Origin of the sequence: Streptomyces sp. NPDC005202, from assembly GCF_040608235.1 — a bacterium.
GTDB lineage: Bacteria > Actinomycetota > Actinomycetes > Streptomycetales > Streptomycetaceae > Streptomyces.
Map to the genome: position 1 here is coordinate 18,913 of NZ_JBEXHW010000022.1, position 16,921 is coordinate 35,833.

14 protein-coding genes and 1 pseudogene are annotated in these 16,921 nt (G+C 72.7%); 2 read left to right on the forward strand and 13 right to left on the reverse strand.

Going from position 1 to position 16,921, the window contains the following annotated elements; all coding sequences use genetic code 11:
- Positions 1 to 15: 15 nt before the first annotated feature.
- A complete protein-coding gene (locus ABZV31_RS26195; protein ID WP_355898368.1) occupies positions 16 to 630 on the reverse strand; it encodes a DNA polymerase ligase N-terminal domain-containing protein in 615 nt (204 codons plus the stop codon).
- Positions 631 to 709: 79 nt separating this feature from the next.
- Positions 710 to 1,540, reverse strand: a complete 831-nt coding sequence (locus ABZV31_RS26200; protein ID WP_355898371.1) for an aldo/keto reductase — start codon at positions 1,538 to 1,540, stop codon at positions 710 to 712.
- Between the two features lie 272 nt (positions 1,541 to 1,812).
- Between ABZV31_RS26200 and ABZV31_RS26205 the strand changes: the two genes are divergently transcribed.
- The gene (locus ABZV31_RS26205) at positions 1,813 to 2,829 is read left to right on the forward strand and encodes a TauD/TfdA family dioxygenase (RefSeq protein WP_355898374.1); all 1,017 of its coding nucleotides are present in this window, start codon (positions 1,813 to 1,815) and stop codon (positions 2,827 to 2,829) included.
- Between the two features lie 13 nt (positions 2,830 to 2,842).
- Here ABZV31_RS26205 and ABZV31_RS26210 read toward each other — a convergent pair whose 3' ends face one another.
- The 5 genes from ABZV31_RS26210 to ABZV31_RS26230 form a co-directional block, all read right to left on the reverse strand.
- On the reverse strand, positions 2,843 to 3,907 hold the full coding sequence (locus ABZV31_RS26210) for an LLM class flavin-dependent oxidoreductase (protein ID WP_355898377.1): 1,065 nt from the start codon (positions 3,905 to 3,907) through the stop codon (positions 2,843 to 2,845).
- Positions 3,908 to 3,974: 67 nt separating this feature from the next.
- Positions 3,975 to 5,477, reverse strand: a complete 1,503-nt coding sequence (locus ABZV31_RS26215; protein ID WP_355898380.1) for a metallophosphoesterase — start codon at positions 5,475 to 5,477, stop codon at positions 3,975 to 3,977.
- 258 nt (positions 5,478 to 5,735) lie between these two features.
- Entirely contained in the window at positions 5,736 to 6,929 is a 1,194-nt protein-coding gene (locus tag ABZV31_RS26220) for a glycoside hydrolase family 64 protein (RefSeq protein ID WP_355898383.1), read from the reverse strand.
- A gap of 154 nt (positions 6,930 to 7,083) precedes the next feature.
- Entirely contained in the window at positions 7,084 to 7,839 is a 756-nt protein-coding gene (locus ABZV31_RS26225; RefSeq protein ID WP_355898386.1) for a dienelactone hydrolase family protein, read from the reverse strand.
- A gap of 128 nt (positions 7,840 to 7,967) precedes the next feature.
- Positions 7,968 to 8,588: an L-threonylcarbamoyladenylate synthase gene (locus ABZV31_RS26230; RefSeq protein WP_355898389.1), complete on the reverse strand. Its 621-nt coding sequence runs from the start codon at positions 8,586 to 8,588 to the stop codon at positions 7,968 to 7,970.
- A 452-nt stretch (positions 8,589 to 9,040) separates the two neighbouring features.
- Here ABZV31_RS26230 and ABZV31_RS26235 point away from each other — a divergent pair.
- Positions 9,041 to 10,574: pseudogene (locus tag ABZV31_RS26235) on the forward strand (helix-turn-helix domain-containing protein).
- Positions 10,575 to 11,269: 695 nt separating this feature from the next.
- Here the strand turns inward: ABZV31_RS26235 and ABZV31_RS26240 are convergent.
- Genes ABZV31_RS26240 through ABZV31_RS26265 form a run of 6 tightly spaced genes read right to left on the reverse strand, consistent with a single transcriptional unit; the run spans position 11,270 to position 16,702 of the window.
- Entirely contained in the window at positions 11,270 to 12,502 is a 1,233-nt protein-coding gene (locus tag ABZV31_RS26240; RefSeq protein WP_355898392.1) for a cytochrome P450, read from the reverse strand.
- Positions 12,499 to 13,737 carry a cytochrome P450 gene (locus tag ABZV31_RS26245; RefSeq protein ID WP_355898395.1) on the reverse strand — a complete coding sequence of 413 codons (1,239 nt, stop codon included), beginning with the start codon at positions 13,735 to 13,737 and terminating at the stop codon, positions 12,499 to 12,501. The genes ABZV31_RS26240 and ABZV31_RS26245 overlap by 4 nt, the downstream gene beginning before the upstream one ends.
- Positions 13,734 to 14,339: an ATP/GTP-binding protein gene (locus ABZV31_RS26250; RefSeq protein WP_355898398.1), complete on the reverse strand. Its 606-nt coding sequence runs from the start codon at positions 14,337 to 14,339 to the stop codon at positions 13,734 to 13,736. The genes ABZV31_RS26245 and ABZV31_RS26250 overlap by 4 nt, the downstream gene beginning before the upstream one ends.
- Positions 14,314 to 14,673: a DUF742 domain-containing protein gene (locus ABZV31_RS26255; RefSeq protein ID WP_355898401.1), complete on the reverse strand. Its 360-nt coding sequence runs from the start codon at positions 14,671 to 14,673 to the stop codon at positions 14,314 to 14,316. The genes ABZV31_RS26250 and ABZV31_RS26255 overlap by 26 nt, the downstream gene beginning before the upstream one ends.
- Positions 14,670 to 15,092, reverse strand: a complete 423-nt coding sequence (locus ABZV31_RS26260) for a roadblock/LC7 domain-containing protein (RefSeq protein ID WP_355898403.1) — start codon at positions 15,090 to 15,092, stop codon at positions 14,670 to 14,672. The genes ABZV31_RS26255 and ABZV31_RS26260 overlap by 4 nt, the downstream gene beginning before the upstream one ends.
- Entirely contained in the window at positions 15,089 to 16,702 is a 1,614-nt protein-coding gene (locus ABZV31_RS26265) for an ATP-binding protein (protein WP_355898406.1), read from the reverse strand. The genes ABZV31_RS26260 and ABZV31_RS26265 overlap by 4 nt, the downstream gene beginning before the upstream one ends.
- Positions 16,703 to 16,921 lie beyond the last annotated feature (219 nt).

Here is a 16,921-nt window from a genome sequence, read left to right on the forward strand (position 1 = left end):
GGTCCGGCACGACCGTCACTCCTCACCGCCCTCCGCGGCCACCTGGGAGAGCGTGCGGCCGGTGCGGACCGAACGGGCCCGGCGGGGGTCGGGGCTGCCGTGCCCGTTCGCCCGGTTGCCGCCCTTCTTCACCAGAAGCCAGGCTTCCTCCTCGCCGTCGCCCCGGCCGCCACGGAAGCGCGTGAGGGCGTACTCGCCGTGCAGCTTCGAGCCGTGCAGGCGGAACGTGGCGTGCCCGCGCTCCAGCGACTCCGCGAAGTCGACGGGCCGCCCCTTGCGGTCGTGGCTCAGCGGCTCGTAGGTGCCGCGGTCCCAGACGCTCACGGTGCCGCCGCCGTACTCGCCCTTCGGGATCACGCCTTCGAAGTCCTCGTACTCCAGCGGATGGTCCTCCGTGGGCACGGCGAGCCGTTTGTCGTGTGGGTCGTCGGACGGGCCCTTCGGGATCGACCAGGACTTGAGCACGTCGTCCACCTGCAGCCGGAAGTCGAAGTGCAGGGTGCTCGCGTCGTGGATCTGCACCACGAACCGGGGCTGGGGGCCGGAGGACGCCCTGTGCCCCGACGGCTCACGGGTCCGTACGAAGTCACGCTTGCCGCGGTACTCCCGCAGCCGCTCGTCGGCACCCACCGGCGCCTCCTTCTCACGCGATCGCGTCGTGCGCTCCGAGTACCCCCCGGGTATCAGGTCCAACGCCGGGCGGTGCAGGTCAGAACTCCTCGTGCACCTCCGGATCCCCGCCGTGCCGGTGCGGGACGCGGTCGGCGAGGGCGCGCATCTGGGCGGGGCCGAGTTCGAAGCCGAAGATGTCGAGGTTCTCCCGCTGCCGCCGGGGGTCGGCCGACTTGGGGATGGGGACCGCGCCGAGCTGGATGTGCCAGCGGAGCACCGCCTGGGCCGGCGTCACGCCGTGCGCCTCGGCGACGGCGCCGACCGCGGGATCGTTCAACAGCCGGGAACCCCGGCCCAGCGGGCTCCAGCTCTCGGTGAGGATGCCCTTGTCGGCGTGGAAGGCCCGTATCTCCTGCTGCGGGAAGAAGGGGTGCAGCTCGATCTGGTTGACGGAGGGCAGGACCCCGGTCTCCTTCTCCAGCCGCTCGATGTGCTCGCGCGTGAAGTTGGAGACGCCGATCGAGCGCACCAGGCCGTCCTCGCGGAGCTTGATCATGGCCTTCCAGGACTCGACGTACCTGCCGACGCGGGGGAGCGGCCAGTGGATCAGGTACAGGTCCACGTACTCCAGCCCCAGGCGCCGCCGGGACTCCTCGAAGGAGGCGAGGGTCTCCTCGTAGCCGTGGTGCCGGCCGGGGAGTTTCGTCGTCACCACGATCTCCTCGCGGGGGACGTCGCTGCGGGCGAGGGCGCGGCCGACGCCCGTCTCGTTGCGGTAGTTCGTGGCCGTGTCGATGAGGCGGTAGCCGATGTCCAGGGCGCCGTGCACGGCCTGCTCGGCCTGGGCGTCGTTCATCGGCCAGGTGCCGAGGCCGATGGCGGGGATCTTCGTGCCGTCGTTGAGGGTGTGCGCCGGGATGCTGATCACGTCGAACCTTCCCGTTGACTGTGCCGTACGGCCAGTATGGGCAGCCCCCGTCCCACGGGTGCCGCGGTCCCGCTCGCCGACAGGGTGAGCAGCGATCAGCCTGCGGGCGCGCGGTCGTCCCGGTCACCATGTCCCCGGACGACAAAGCCACCTCCCAGGCGCGGTTTCCAGGACACGGTGATGAGGGAGTTCGCGGCGCAGCGCCCTGTCGCCGCCCGCCGGAAAGCCTGCCACCATCTCCGTGGAGCGTAACGACGACCATCGGAGCGCGCATGACGGCGGGTACGGAAGCAGCGGGTACGGAAGCAGCGGGTACGGAAGCAGCGGGTACGGAAGCAGCGGGTACGGAGCGGACCGGCGGGATCGAGGTGAAACCGGTCGCCGGGCACATCGGGGCCGAGATCACCGGGGTCGATCTGGCCGCCGACCTCGATGACGCCCAGGTCGCCGCGATCCGCGCGGCGGTGCTGCGCTGGAAGGTGGTGTTCTTCCGTGGGCAGCGGCTGGACCATGCCCGGCACGTGGCGTTCGCGCGGCGGTTCGGCGAGCCGGTGGTGCTCCGGCGGCGGGGCAGCGCGTCGCCGCCGGACGTCCCCGAGGTGGAGACGACCGCCGACCGGCTGGAGCTGGGCGGACGCTTCGGCATGGACCACGACGAGTGGCTGCAGCGCCGCCGGCACACGCTGCTGCGCGGCTGGCACTGCGACCACGGCGCGCGCGTCGACCCGCCGGCCGCGACGATCCTGCGCGCCGAGACCGTCCCGCCCTACGGCGGCGACACCACCTGGTCCAACCTGGCGGCCGCCTACGCCGGACTGTCCGCGCCGGTGCGCGCCTTCGTCGACGGACTGCGCGCCGAGCACCGGCTCGGCGTCGGCTACCAGCCCCGGCCCGGCGACGACGCGTACGTCCGGCACCTGCTGGACCATCAGATCGCCACCGTGCACCCCCTGGTGCGGGTCCACCCGGAGACGGGCGAGCGGGTGCTGTTCGTCAACGGCTACTACGTCGAGCAGATCGAGGGCGTCTCCCGCGCCGAGAGCGCGGCGATCCTCCAGATGCTGCTGGAGCAGGCGGTCCGGCCCGAGTACACGGTCCGTTTCCGCTGGGAGCCCGGCAGCGTGGCCTTCTGGGACAACCGCGCCACCATCCACCTCGCCCCGAGCGACAACGCCCACCTCGGCTCCCCGCGGATCATGCACCGGGTGATGCTCGCCGGGGACGTACCGGTGGGCGTGGACGGCAAGCCGTCGGAGCCGGTCATCGGCAGCGAGCCGGGACGCTGGTGACGCGCCCGGCGCCTCAGGCTGCCGGCCGGGTCGGCTGCCGGCCCAACGCCGGGCCCAGCTTCGTCGCCATGTCGGTGAGGATCTGCACGTAGTCCTCGTGCTCGAAGGTGAACGGCAGCGCGAACGCCACCTCGTCGACCTCGCGGAACGTGGCGTGCGCGTGGAGGCGCTCGGCGATCTCCTCCGAGGTGCCGACCAGGTCCGGCGCGAACAGCAGGCGCGCAGGGCCCTGCGGGGAGGTGGTGCGCGGCAGGCACTTGGCGGCGTACTCCTCGTACTTCGCGCGCTGCTCGGGCGAGGCGGAGTCGGTGGGGATGACGACAAGGCCCTGGGAGACGCGGGCGTCCTCGCCGTCGGGGTGGGCGGCGCGGAAGGCTCGGATGTGGGACAGCTGGATCGCGGCGAAGTCCGCCGCCTCGCCCGGCCCTTCCACCTTGACGACGCTGCTGGTCAGGAAGTTCATGCCGTGCTCACCGGCCCACTGTGCCGAGCGCAGGCTGCCGCCGCCGTACCACAGGCGGCGGCCGAGACCGGGGGAGTGTGGCTGGACCCGGTCCGAGCTGAATTCGACATGCGGCTGCCGCCGCGTGGCCTCGAACCCCTCGACGCCGCTGAAGTCGGTGGCCGGCTTGCCGCGTACGAAGTCCAGCAGCCGCCGCACCCGCTCGTAACCGAAGTCCTCGGCGTCCGCCGTGTCCGGGTACAGCGCGTCCTTGACCTGCTCGTAGTGCATCGGCGGGCCCACGCTGACGCCCGGGTTGAGACGCCCGCCCGACAGAAGGTCGACCGTCGCCAGGTCCTCGGCCAGCCGCAGCGGGTTCTCCCAGCCGAGCGGGATGACGGCCGTGCCGAGTTCGATGCGGCGGGTGCGCTGCGAGGCCGCCGCGAGGACGGCGACGGGGGACGAGATGCCGTACTGCAGATGGCGGTGGCGCACCCACGCGCTGTCGAAACCCAGCCGCTCGCCCAGCTCGATGATCTCCAGCGTGGACTCGTGGCCGCGGCGCGGATCGGCCTCGTCGAACAGCCCGATGGTGAGGAACCCCAGCTTGCGCAGCGGTCGTGAGGTGGGTGGCACGGGCTCCTCCGTCGTCCACGGCACACAGGTGCCGTACACCACTTCTGTGCCGATCCTACGGTCCTGATCAGCGCAGGGGGATGGTCACCTCGTCCTCGACCGGCGGTTGGAGTTCCTGGGCGCGGTTGCCGGTCGCGGCGAAGCAGCGCAGCCGGACCGCTTCCGGGGTGACGTCCAGGCGCAGGAAGGACTTGAAGAACGGCGGGCTGTAGGTGGCCGAGCTCGGGGAGAACAGCTGCGTGTAGATCTTGCGCACCGGGAAGCGGATGCGGGACGGACGGTCCGGGCGGCGGCCGGCCCCCAGCAGGCTGGCGACCAGGCGGATGCGCCGGGTGACCCGGACGGGCGAGCTCTGGGTACGGGTCGGCGGGATGCCGAGCCGCTCGGCGACGACGGCCGTCGCCTCGACCTCGGTGAGGGTGAAGAAGCGGCGCAGCCGCAGCCGGCGGCCGTAGAGCCTGCTGTAGAAGGCCAGGGAGTCGCCGCGCCGCGGGTAGCAGCGGAAGTCCTGCTCGGTGACGTTCGCGACCGACACGGGCGCGATGGTGTGGGTGGCGTGCATGAACGCGCCGCCGCCGCCCGAGACCACGTACTGGATGGTGCGGCCGTCCACGTCCACCGGGTAGCGCTGGTAGTTGTGGATGTCGCCGCCTATCGCCGCCACATAGTGGTGGGCCGGGTCGGGGACGATGTCGTCGACGGTGCCGCCGCCCTCGATGGCGCAGGGGTGGTGCTCGCCGTCCACGTACAGGGGCGAGCCGGTGATGAGGATCTTCGGGCGCGGCCCCTGCGACACCTCGCGCAGCCACGCGCCCTGTTCGGCGTCTATCGTGCCGAGCAGACCCGTGTCGATGCCGATGATCCGTATCGGCCCGGCGTCGATCGCCCAGTACGGGCCCGGCTGGACGGCCTGCTGGGCCGGGGCCGACCGCAACGCCCTGGCCTCGGTGAGGCGTTGCTCGTCGGCCGGGCGCGGCCGGCGCCACAGCAGCGCACGCCACCAGGCACGGCTCAGCGAGCGGGGTTTCGGCTCCGGCGGGAGGGGCGGGGCGTCGCCGCAGAAGACGCGCATGAAGCCGCCGAGGTCCTCGTACCAGTCGTGGTTGCCGGGGATCGCGTAGATCGGCGCCGGGTAGTCCTGGTACGGCCGGAAGAACTTCGTGCCGTAGTCGTCGGTGCTGCCGACCGGGTAGATCACGTCACTGGCGATCACGGCGAACGCAGCGTCCTGACCGACCTTCAGAAAGCCCGGCACGACCGCGTATTGGGAATCGTCGCCCTCGCCGGTGTCCCCGATGACCATGAAGGAGAAGCGGTCGGGGTCCGCGCGCCGGATCACCTTGTCCGCGGGGGCGCCGGCGGCCGCCCGCGCGGCCACCCAGCGGCTGCGGGTGCGGCCCGTGGGGTCCCCGAACCAGGACGCGACCACACCGTTGCGCGCCGCCCACAGCGTCCTCGGGTCGAGCCACGACAGCTTCTCGACCCTGCCGGGCATGAGCTGCCGGTACGCGCCGCGTTCCGCGGTTCCCCAGCCGGCGCCTTCGACGGTATCGCGTGAAGAGTCAGACACGCCGTGCACCGTAACAACCACCTGTGCGGGGCGCCCCGGTGGGGCCCGTCGACATCAACTCCCGCCCCGCACCTGCCGATCCGGGTCCGTGCAGGGCATCGAACTCGACGGCACCGGACGCCCCGCGCCCGCTGCCGCGCCACCTCGTGCGTGAGGTGACGGGCAGGGACGGCGCGCGGAGCCCGCGGTGGATTCCGGGTGCGTCGGAGCTTTCGACGGCCGTCATGAGCGCCTTGGGAAGCGTTCCGTGGGTGCGGCTCAGCCGAGGGGGTCGAGGGTGAGGTAGGCCTGCTGCGGGCTGGAGTCGTGCACCAGCGACTCGTGGTTGCCCACGTCGTCGAAGGGGAACGCGTAGGCCTTCCCGTCGGCCATCTGCGCGTGGATGATCCGCGCGTAGTGGTTGGTGACGGCGTCCTGATAGAAGTTCGCGGTCGTGGTGTCCGGCTGGTCGGGGTTCACCAGGAGCGTGGAGCGGTTGAAGCCCGCGCACAGGGTGCGGGAGATCGGGCCGCGCACGGCGTCGTTCGGCGCGTCCAGCAGCTTGTGGCAGCCGAAGATGCTGTCGGCGTCCGGCTTCTGGAAGCTGGTGACGACGGCGCCGGAGCCGTTGGTGAAGTTCATGACGTTCCCGGAGACCCGGCCGTAGTACTTGGTGTTCGGCTGGTCGGTGAACGGGGTGACGGTGAGCGTCGTCGTGGCGTACTTTTGCCAGACCCGGTTGACGTAGTCGTCCATCACGCTGTTCGGCAGGGCCCCGGTCTCCAGGGCATGCCCGGGTGAGAGCGCTCGCAGCACGGTGCCGTCGGACCGCGTCTGGATCAGACCGCCCCATCCGCCCGGCTGCGTGCGCAGTGCGTTGAAGACGGCACTGTAGCCGCCCGCCTTCAGGTGCCCGGTGCTGCTCACGCTCCCGTCGGCCCGCTGAACCCCCACCGCGTAGGGCGCGGAGAACATGTCCACCTGCGTGCTGTTGAGCCACAGCCCGGAGTCGTTCAGCGTGTACTCGGACCAGTTGAAGAGGATGTCCCGGTTGGGGTCGCTCGGGTTCTGCACGGCGGGCTGGACGAGTCCGCCGGTGGTCAGCTTGAACACGAGCTTCTGGCCGTACGAGAAGTAGATCCGGCCCGAGAACTTCGGGATCCGGATGGTCTCCGACTGCCCGGCCGCCGGCCCGGGGATCGACGCGTCGGGCGCGGGCGTCGGCGGGTTCCCGCCGGCCGGCCACGGGTGGAACGTGCCGTTCGCGTCCGCCCAACCCTGCTGGCCCGTGGCCAGGGACGTGCCGAGGTCGTAGATGTAGAGCGGGTCGCCGCGGCCGGAGTTGTTGGTGACCTTCAGGGGGATCGTGTCAGGCACCGCGGCCTGCGCCGGGGCCGGTGCTCCGAGCGCGAGCAGCCCGCCGACCAGGGCGGTCGCCCCGGTTGCCGCCAGGACCTTGACTCTTGTGAGCACGCTCCACCTCCGTGGGGGTGCGGTACGGCCACTTGGTCCGTACCAGGATTGAGAGCGCTCTCAGAGTTGCGCCGGGGTGCGTGCATGTCAATACGTGCGGCACGTGGACTAGTTGGGGCGCCCGCGGTCCCGGGACCGCGGACACCCCGCGGTCTCAGAAGGTCCGCTGCAGCAGGTCGAGCAGCGCCGCCCAGTGCCGCTCGTCGGCCTCCCGGTCGTACGAGGCGGTGTCGGCCTGCGTGAAACCGTGCTGGGCGCCCGCGTAGACCTCGCAGCGGTGGCGGACGCCCGCCGCGGTGAGCGCGTCCTCCAGGCGCTCGATCTGCTCCGGGGGCAGCGAGGGGTCCTCGTCCGCGTGGTCGAAGTACAGCTCCGCGGTGACGTGTTCGGCGACCAGGTGCGGGCTGTCCGGGGCGTCGGTGGCGAGCCGTCCGCCGTGGAAACCGGCCGCGGCCGCGACCCGATCGGGATAGGTGCCGGCGGTCAGCAGGGACAGGCGGGCGCCCATGCAGTAGCCGGTCAGCGCGACCGGGCCGTCGGCGACCAGGGGGTGGTCGGCCAGCCAGCGCAGGTACGCTCCGGCGTCGCGCATCGCCAGGTTGGGCGTGAGGGAGGGGATGAGCGGACCGACCCGGTCCCAGATCTCCGGGCGTGCCTCCGGGTCGATGAACTCAGGCAACTCCACCACCGGCGCACGCCCGTGACGGTAGAACACGTTGGGCACGAGCACCGTGTAACCCGCCGCGGCGAGCCGGTCGGCCATCGACCTCAGGTGCGGCCGCAGTCCGAAGGCGTCCTGGTAGACCAGCACGGCCGGACGGGGACGGCCCTCGCCGGGATGGGCCAGATAGGCGTCGGCGGTGCCGTCCTCGGTCGGGATGTCAACGGCCTGTCCCGGTACGGCGGTCATGGCGTGGCTGCCTCTCTGCGCAGTCTCCGGCAAGGGCACTCACCGGCTGGGCGGGCGGATCATGGTCATGATGGTACGTGTCGTCCGCGACCCTTCGCCCGCCCCTGTCCCGGCCCGCGGCCTCGGCCTCACTCGAACCGCGACGTGTCGCCCGCCCCGCGCCGCACGATCTCGGCCTCACCACCGGAGAAGTCGATGACCGTGGTCGGCTCGGTGCCGCAGTCGCCGGAGTCGACCACCGCGTCCAGCACGTGGTCGAGCCGGTCCTTGATCTCCCAGCCCTGGGTCATCGGCTCCACCTCGTCGGGCAGCAGCAGCGTGCTGGACAGCAGCGGCTCGCCGAGCTCCGCGAGCAGGGCCTGGGCGACGACGTGGTCGGGGATGCGCACCCCGACGGTCTTCTTCTTCGGGTGCTGCAGCATGCGCGGGACCTCCCTCGTCGCCGGGAGGATGAAGGTGTAGCTGCCGGGCGTCGACGCCTTGATTGCGCGGAAGACGTCGTTGTCGATCCGGACGAACTGGCCCAGCTGCGCGAAGTCCTGGCACACGAGGGTGAAGTGGTGCCGGTCGTCCAGGTGGCGGATCGCCCGGATCCGTGCGATGCCGTCCCGGCTGCCCAGCCGGCAGCCCAGGGCATAGCAGGAGTCGGTCGGATACGCGATCAGCGCCCCCTCCCGCACGCTGTCGGCGACCTGGCGGATGGCGCGCGGCTGGGGGTTGTCGGGGTGCACGTCGAAGTACTTCGCCATCCGCCGAGCTTATGCCGTGCACCGGCGGCTGCCGCGCAGGCGGGTTGCAGGCCGCTCACCGCGCCGCCCGTGCCACGGCGCCGCGGTGCCCGGTCCCGCCCGCCCGCCCCGACCGGTACGGCCTTCAACTTCGTGGGCGTACTCGCCGCATCCCGGGGAACCAGACCTACGGACCGCTCGGGGACTCTCCCCCGACCCCGGGCGCGCGGCTTCGCCGGCCGTCACCTCCCCCCGTGAACCGCCGGCGAAGCCGCCTTCCGTCCCGCGCCCGCACGCGCCGTCCCGCGCCCGCACGCGCCGTCCCGCGCCCGCACGCGCCGTCCCGCGCCCGCACCGCGCCGTCCCGCGCCCGCACGCGCGGCGTGCCCGGCTCCGGGCGGCCGCGACGTCCCCTGGTAACGTCCACGATCGAATACGCCGAGGTCGATGCGACGGACGAGGAGAGGGCCGACATGGCCGGCCGGGAGGACGGGGCCGTCAGGACACACGGGCGGCAGAGCCGTCACGCGACATGGGCGGAGGAACTTCTCGACCAGCTGCGGCCGACCGGGCGTGACGTGCGCAAGGTAGTGGCCTGGCTCGCCGAAGCCGTGCACGGGTCGGCCTGCCTCCGGGACGGCACGGGCACCCTCCTCGCCGGACAGCCGGTGCCCCTGGACGAGGACCTGGTCGCGGAGGTCGTCGCCGGCCGGATCGCCTCCGCGGCACTGGAGGACCGGGGACGCCACGTACGGCTGGTGCGCGTGAGGAGCCCGCACCTGCGCTCGGCGGGTGTGCTGGCCGTCTCCCGCGCGGCCCCCTTCGACCGGCAGACCTCCGAGATCGTCACCCACACCGCCGGAGTGGTCGAACTGCTGCTGCGGGCCCACGAGACGGCCGCGGCCGACCGCCGGCTCGAACAGGCGATGTCCGCCCTGCGGCTGGCGATCCTGCAGCTGCTGATGGTGGAGGACACCGTCTCGGCCCGTCGCGTCGCCGCGGGCCTGTGGCCCGGGCTGCTCGACACGGACACCGCCTGCGTCTACGTCGTGGAGACCCCCTGTGACGAACGCGACCGGCTCGCCGCCGAGTGCCTGGACGCGACGGACGGACGGGCCCTGGTCGTGCGCTGCCCGGCGGTGGACGAGCACGTGATCGTGGTCGCCCCCGTCGAGACCGTCGGCGAGGAGCTGCGTTCGCTGGTCGGCCGGCAGCCGCACACGTTCCTCGGTGGCAGCACCCGGCACAGCCTCGCCCGGACCGCCACGGCGTACGGGCAGGCCGTGAGCGCCCTCGCGGTCGCCCGGTTCCGCCCGGACGGAGCGGCGGTGTACGCCGAGCGCACCCACCCCGAGCGCCTGATGGATCCAGAAGCGCTGCACGCCTGGTCGGCCCGCCTGCTGCGGCCGCTGGACGCCCTGCCGCACCACACACGGGCCGAACTGCTCGCCACCACCCGGCTGGGCCTGGAGTTCACCGCCGTGAACACTGCCAAGATCCTCGGAGTGAGCCGCAACACCGTCCGGGCCCGCATGGAGCGCGTGGAAGGACTGCTCGGTACGGACTTTTCCCACCTCACCGTCCGGGCCGCCGTCCACCTCGCCCTGAACACCCAGGCGGGCCTCGGCCACGAGCCGGCCGGCGACCCGACGCCGGGGGCCGGCGCCGTGCGCTTCGGCGACCTGCTGACCGGGGCGGCGCTGCGCACCTGGGCCCACGAGCTCCTCGGGCGCCTGACGGCGGACGCGCGGGACCTGCGCGGCACGCTGCGCGCCTGGATCTCCGTCGGCGGCAACGCCGAACGTGCCGCACAGCTGCTCGGCGTCCACGCGCAGACCGTCCGTGAGCACATCCGCGGCGCGGAGCCCGTCCTGGAACGCCAGCTCCTCGCCTCCGGCAGCGACCTGTACGAGGTCGTCCTGGCCCACCTGGCGGTGGGCGACCTCGAACCGCCCACCCTGGACAGGGGCGAATAACGGCATTCCGGACGCACTTGTGCACGGGTGAGCCCTCCGAGCGGCCGAAAGGGCACCGGTGCGGTACCCAACGGCTTCGGACAGCACGTAAGTTCAACGCGCCGCTGGGACAGCCCGCGGCCCGCGCGTGCGGAGGCGGGACCGGAACGGGGGACCGGTCGCGCCTCCGCACGGACACAGGTGCCCCCCGGCACAGCCCCGCCGCGGCTTCTCCGGTGTGGTCCGGAGCGGCGCACCCCCTCTTGTGAGCAACACCACCGCACGGCCGATTCCATTGCGGGAGGCGGCAGTTGGGGCGCCCGGCATTCAGTGGGAGCGGTTGCGCGCATCGAGTGACCCGAGGCGTCTGATCGGCGGCGTCCTCATCGCCGACGCCGTCGGCGGCGGCACCCTTCTGCGCAACCGCCGCGCGAAGCGGGCGGCTGCGCCCGCGAACGCGAAGCCCACACCCACACCCAACGCCCACACCCACCACGGTCACGCACGCAGTGCTGTCGGCGCAGCGCACGGGCACGCGCGTGGCGACGCCCGCGCGGCACCGTCACGTGCGCGACGCCCGCGCGGCACCGTCACGTGCGCGACGCCCGCGCGGCACCGTCACGTGCGCGACGCCCGGGCACGGCACCGTCACGTGCGCGACGCCCGGGCACGGCACCGTCACGTGCGCGACGCCCGGGCACGACGAACTCTGCACCGCTCGGGTGCGCCCCCGCGGCCTGACCGCGCTCAGCCGCCCAGCCGCACCGGCACCTCCTGCCAGCCGAAGGCGATGAACGACGGCACCTGCCGCAGCTCGCCGTCACCGACCGCCAGCCGCAGGTCCGGGAAGCGGTCGAAGAGAGCGGGCAGCGCGGTCAGGGCCTCCAAGCGGGCGAGCGGCGCGCCGATGCACCGGTGCACGCCGATGCCGAACGCGAGGTGGTCGTCGGCCCCGCGCGCGGCGTCGAAGACGTCCGCGTCGGGCCCGTAGTGCGCGGGATCCAGCCCCGCCGCCGCATACGTCGTGATGATGGCGTCCCCGGCCGGGATGGTCACGTCGCCGACGGTGAGGTCGCTCACCGCGAAGCGCAGCGGCAGGGAAGCCAGGGACGGGTGCACGCGCAGCGTCTCCTCCACGACGGCCTCCCAGCCGATCTTCCCGCTGCGCACCGCCGCCAGCTGCTCGGGGTTCCTGAGCAGGGCGACGACCGCGTTGCCGATGAGGTTGACCGTGGTCTCGAAGCCGGCCCCGATCACCAGCAGCAACGTGTACAGCAACTCCTCGTCGTCGAGTCGGTCGCCGTCCTCGTCCCGGACCCGGATCAGCTCCGTGGTCATGTCGTCGCCGGGGTGCTCGCGCTTGTGGGCGATCAGCGCACCCAGCACCGTGCCGATCTGCTCCTGTACGAAGGCGGCGTGCTCCGGGCTCGGGTCGGAGGTGTCCATGATGGCCGCGACCAGCCGCCCGGTGTCCTCCTGCAACGCGTCGGGCACCCCGAACAGCTCGCAGATCATCCGCATGGGCAGCGGATGCGCGAAGCCCTGACGCACGTCCACCACCTGCCCGTCGGCACCGGCGGCCGCCAGGGCGTCCAGCAGCTCCGCCGTGATCGCCTCCACCCGCGGCCGCATGGTCTCGGTGCGCCGGTGCGTGAAGCTCGGCGCGACGAGCTTGCGCAGCCGCGCGTGGTCGGGACCGTACGTGGAGAGCATGTTCACCACACCCACCCAGCCCAGGATCCAGCCCCACGAGGGGTGGTCGCCGATCTCGGGCCACAGCCGCCAGTGCAGCCTCGGGTCCCTGCTGACCTGGGGGTTCAGGATCAGCTCCTTGAGGGTGTCATAGCCGGTGGGCGCCCAGGCGGGGATGCCGCCGGGCAGCTCGACGGGCACGATCGGGCCGAGGGCGCGCAGCCGGGCGGTCTCGGCGGGTATGTCGGCGCCGAACGGGTCAAGGGCGATGCGGTCGGTCACGGTCACGGCAACTCTCCTGGCTGGTCGGGGGAGCGGGGGCTGAACCGGACGGGAAGGGACCTCAGCGAGCGGTGGAACGGGCCGGGCCGCCAGGTCAGCCGCTCGCGGGGCAGGACCGGCTCCAGGTCGGGCAGCCACTGGGTGAGCCGCTCGATGGCCTCGGTGGCGATCAGCAACGTGTGCTGTTTGACCGGGCAGGCGTGCGGACCCGCGGACCACGACAGGTGCGAGGCGTCGTTCGGGTGGCGGCCGCCGGTGACCTCCTGCTCGGCGAAGTGGGCGAGCGCGCCGTAGGAGATGACGACCGGCACCGCGGCCCTGATCCACACGCCGTGGAAGGTCACCGGCCGACGCGCGTAGTGGATGCCGTAGTTCGCCAGCGGCGTCTCGTGGTGCAGTACCTCCACCACGGCGTCCATCACCGGGCGGGCGCCACTGGTGAGGGTGGAGTAGTACTCCGGATTGCCGAGGATGCGGGACAGCGCGTTGGACACCAGGTTCGCCGTCGGCTCGTGGCCCGCGCCCAGGGTGAGGAACACCTGCCAGGTGACCTCCTCCGGGCTCAGCTTCGCCGGATGGTCCAGCAGCCAACTCGGCAGGTCGTCGCCGCGCCGCTCCGCCTTGGCCGCGATCAGTTCCAGCACGTACCCGCCGTACTCCGCCTCGCCCTCGGCCGCCTGGGCGCCGCCTTCCATCATCTTGCCCAGCGCCGCGTTCAGCCGGTCGCTCTGGCTGTCCGGCAGCCCGAACAGGCTGTTGAACACCAGCGCCATCAGCGGCCGCGCGAAGTCGGCCACCAGGTCGGCCTCGCCCCGCGGCCCGATGCGGCTCACCAGCTGGTGCACCGCCCGGTGCACCCGGGCCCGCAGGTCGTGCGGCTCCACCCGGTCGAAGGTGTCGATCAGCGAAGTGCGGTAGCGGACGTGGGCGGCTCCGTCGGCGAACAGGGTGTTGGGCCGCCAGCGCATCATGCCGAGGATCGGCGCGTCGTCGGCGACGGTGGACTCCCACGGCCGGGGGTCGCGCGAGAACGTCTCGGTGTCGTGCAGCAGGTCCAGCGCGGCACGCCGGTCCGTGACGACGTACGCGGGCACGCCCGGCGCGAGCTCGGCCCAGCCGACAGGGCCCTGGGCGCGCAGCGCGGCGTAGTAGCGGTACGGGTCCAGCGCGAAGCCGTCCTCCCAGAGCCGCACGGGCGCCGAGAGGGAGAAGGCCTGCTGGGCGGGGGAGGAGGTGGTCACCGGCTCTCCGAAGGTGGGCGGTCGATCAGGTGCTGAACCAGGGCGAGCAGCGCGTCGATGGAGGAGTTGGCGTCCCGGGCGTCGCACGTCACCATCGGCGTGGTCGGCTCCAGGTCCAGGGCCGCGCGCAGCTGCTCCTCCGTGTAGTGGCGCGGCGCGTCGGGGAAGGCGTTGAAGGCGACCGCGTACGGCAGCCCGGTCTCCTCCACCAGGCCGAGCACGTCGAACGAGGCGTCAATACGGCGGCTGTCGACCAGGACCAGCGCACCGAGCGCCCCGTAGGCGATGTCGTCCCACAGCGAGCGGAACCGCTCCTGCCCGGGCGTGCCGAACAGGTACAGCACGATTCCGCCCGGCAGGCTGATGCGCCCGAAGTCGATGGCGACGGTGGTCGTCGACTTCTCCCGCACCCCGGCAAGGTCGTCCACCTGTGCGGACGCCTCGGACAGCTGCTCCTCGGTGTGCAGCGGGCGGATCTCGGAGACGGAGTCGATGAGCGTCGTCTTGCCCACCCCGAAGGGGCCCGCGACCAGGATCTTCACCAGGTCGCGGGCGGTGCCGGGCAGGTGGATGCCACTAGTGCTTGAGGGCGCGCAGGCCATCGGCCACTCTCTTCAGCAGGTCGGGGTCGAACCGTTCGGCGGGCGGGATCGGTGCGCGGGCCAGCACCAGGTTCCGGTCGATCAGATCGCCGGCCAGGACGCGGACCGCGGAGACCGGCAGCGCGAGCAGCGCCGCCGCCTCCACCACCGTCAGCGAGCCGCCGTCCAGGGTCTCCAGCAGGGCCAGGTGGGCGGCCGGGAGGTCGGCGGGCGCGGGCTCGCCGCTGCCGGTGAGCACCGACAGCCGCTCCAGGTGCGGTCGGCTGGGCCGGGCCACGCCGCCGGTCGACAGGTACGCGGGAACCAGGGGACGGCCGCCACGGCGGCCGGTCATGCCGGTGCGCCGCCGTCGGCTCCTCGGGGCGCGGCCGCCATCGCCTTCTCGCCCAGCCGCGCCACCTGGGAGTGGACCCGGTGCGCGAGCAGGTCCAGGCGCACCTCCGGGTCCCCGTACGCGGCGACGCAGGTGCCGTGGTCGGTCGGGACGATCAGGACGTAGCCGTGGTCGGACTCGATCACGACCTGCCGCACCTCGGCCCGGTCGCGGTCGGCGAACGCGGCCGCCGCGGTCCGGCACGCGCCCTGCACGGTGCTGGTGATGGCGGCCACCCGCTCGGCCGAGGGCTGCGAGAGCGCGTCGGTGTACCCGGTGACGAGCCCGTCCCGGGTGAGCAGGACGGCGGCCACGACGTGAGGCACCTGCAGGATCGGTTCCAGCACCCATGCCGTGTCGCCTGCCTCGCGGCTGGTCATCGAGCCGCTCCCCCTTCTTGATCGGTCTGATTCTGATCGCTGTCGTGTGTTGCTGTGTCGTCCCGGTGCCGCTCACGTGTGGGCTCCGGTACGGGGTGGTCGGCGCCGGACCGCGCTGCCGCGGTGCCGGACTGCAGCGCGCCGAGCGCGGCCGCGGCCGCCTCCGGCCGGCGCGCCGACGGCTGCGGGGCGGCCGGGGCCGGGGTGGAGGCCGTGGGGCCGGCGAGGCGCGTGCGGCGGCGCCGCTGCGGCAGACCGCCGCCGACGTCGAGCGGGGCCTGATGCCCCGGTACGGCGGGCTGCGCCTCGTCGTGCCGGCCCCTGTCGTAGGAGTGCGCGGCGGGCTCACTGCTCGCGGCGTCGTCCCGGTCCGGCGTGGGGGCCTCGCGGTGTACGGAGGTGCCGCCCGACGTGGTGGTCTTGCGGCGCGCCGCTGCGGTCTCGCCCGGCGCGGTGGCTTCGTGACGTACCGAAGCGGTCTCGCCGGAGGTGGTGGTCTCGCGGCGCGCCGCTGCGGTCCCGCCCGGCGCGGCGGACGTGCGTGTCGAGCGCGGGGCACTGGCCGCGGGGGGCTTCTCGGCCGGGTCGATTCGGCTGAGGAGGTGGCTGTCGATGCGCAGGACCGCGCGCACGCCGCCGTAGGGGGAGGGCGAGGACACGTCGACGCTGAGGTCGAACTGCCGGGTGAGCTGTCCGATCGCGGCGAACCCCATGCGCGGCGGGTCACCGAGGTCGGTCAGCAGGATCGGCTCGCTACCGGCCACGAGCCGCTGAGCGCGCGCCCGTTCGTCCGGTGTCATGCCGAGGCCCGCGTCGTCGACGGTGACGCAGACGCCGTGGTGGACGTGTTCGAGGTTCACCACGACCTCGGTGTCGGGCGCCGAGTGCCGCAGGGCGTTGTCGAGGAGCTCGGCGACGATGATCGCAACAGGCTCGACGGCGTGGGAGACGAGCGCGGTGCCCGCTGCCAGGTGGTTGTGGACCTGCACCCGGTGATATCCGGCGAGCCGGGCCTGGCCGCCGGTCACGGCGTCCACCAGGTGCGACTCCTCGCGGGCCAGCCCGACCCAGGCCCCGCACACCACCGCGGCGACCTGGGCCCGACGCAGCGACTGCTCGTTCTCGTGGTCCAGCGCGAACAGCGTCTGCGCCAACTCGGGGTCGTCGTACCGCTGTTGGAGACCGCGCAGGGCGTCCTGCAGCCGGTACAGGGCGGCCTGGATCTCCCGCGTGGCGCCGCGCATCCCGGCCTGGGCGGCGGCGTCGATCCGGGTGCGCTGTGAGGCCAGCTCGGCGCGCAGCGCGTCCAGCGCGTTCTCCAGCGCGATGCCCAGCGGCGTTCCGGTGATCTGCGGTTGCAGCGGTCCCGGCACGACGACGTGCGGGTGGGCCGACTGCCGGGCGACGGCCGGGATCCGCTGTGCCGCCAAATGCTCGACCTCGTCGCTCAACGCCTTTTGCACGGCGTTGAGTTGGGAGCGCAGGGCGGCGATCCTGTCGCGCTGGGCTGCCTGTTGGCGGCGGGAGCGCACCAGGCCGCCGCCGAGCACGAGCGCGGACAGTGTGCCGGCGGCGAGACCACCGGTCACCAGGTCCGGTACTTCGATCATCGAGTCGGTTCCAGAAGACGTCGGGCAGGGCTGAGTCCGCGGCCCTCTCATGAGGTGCTCGCAGCACAGTACACGCTGTCATTGACCGGTCTCGCACGGTGGAGGGGAACTTCGCTGCGAAACTGCCCGGTCTCTGTTCGTTTCTGTGCCGAGTGTCTGAATTGCGTTGCACACTCGATCAGTTGATCAGCCGTCAGGAGACCGGCAGGGTCGTCGGCG

Coding starts and splice junctions, on each gene's coding strand:
- ABZV31_RS26230 (WP_355898389.1), bottom strand. CDS start 8,588: ATGGCGAAGTACTTCGACGTGCACCCCGACAACCCCCAGCCGCGCGCC.
- ABZV31_RS26260 (WP_355898403.1), bottom strand. CDS start 15,092: ATGACCAGCCGCGAGGCAGGCGACACGGCATGGGTGCTGGAACCGATC.
- ABZV31_RS26255 (WP_355898401.1), bottom strand. CDS start 14,673: ATGACCGGCCGCCGTGGCGGCCGTCCCCTGGTTCCCGCGTACCTGTCG.
- ABZV31_RS26205 (WP_355898374.1), top strand. CDS start 1,813: ATGACGGCGGGTACGGAAGCAGCGGGTACGGAAGCAGCGGGTACGGAA.
- ABZV31_RS26250 (WP_355898398.1), bottom strand. CDS start 14,339: ATGGCCTGCGCGCCCTCAAGCACTAGTGGCATCCACCTGCCCGGCACC.
- ABZV31_RS26265 (WP_355898406.1), bottom strand. CDS start 16,702: ATGATCGAAGTACCGGACCTGGTGACCGGTGGTCTCGCCGCCGGCACA.
- ABZV31_RS26225 (WP_355898386.1), bottom strand. CDS start 7,839: ATGACCGCCGTACCGGGACAGGCCGTTGACATCCCGACCGAGGACGGC.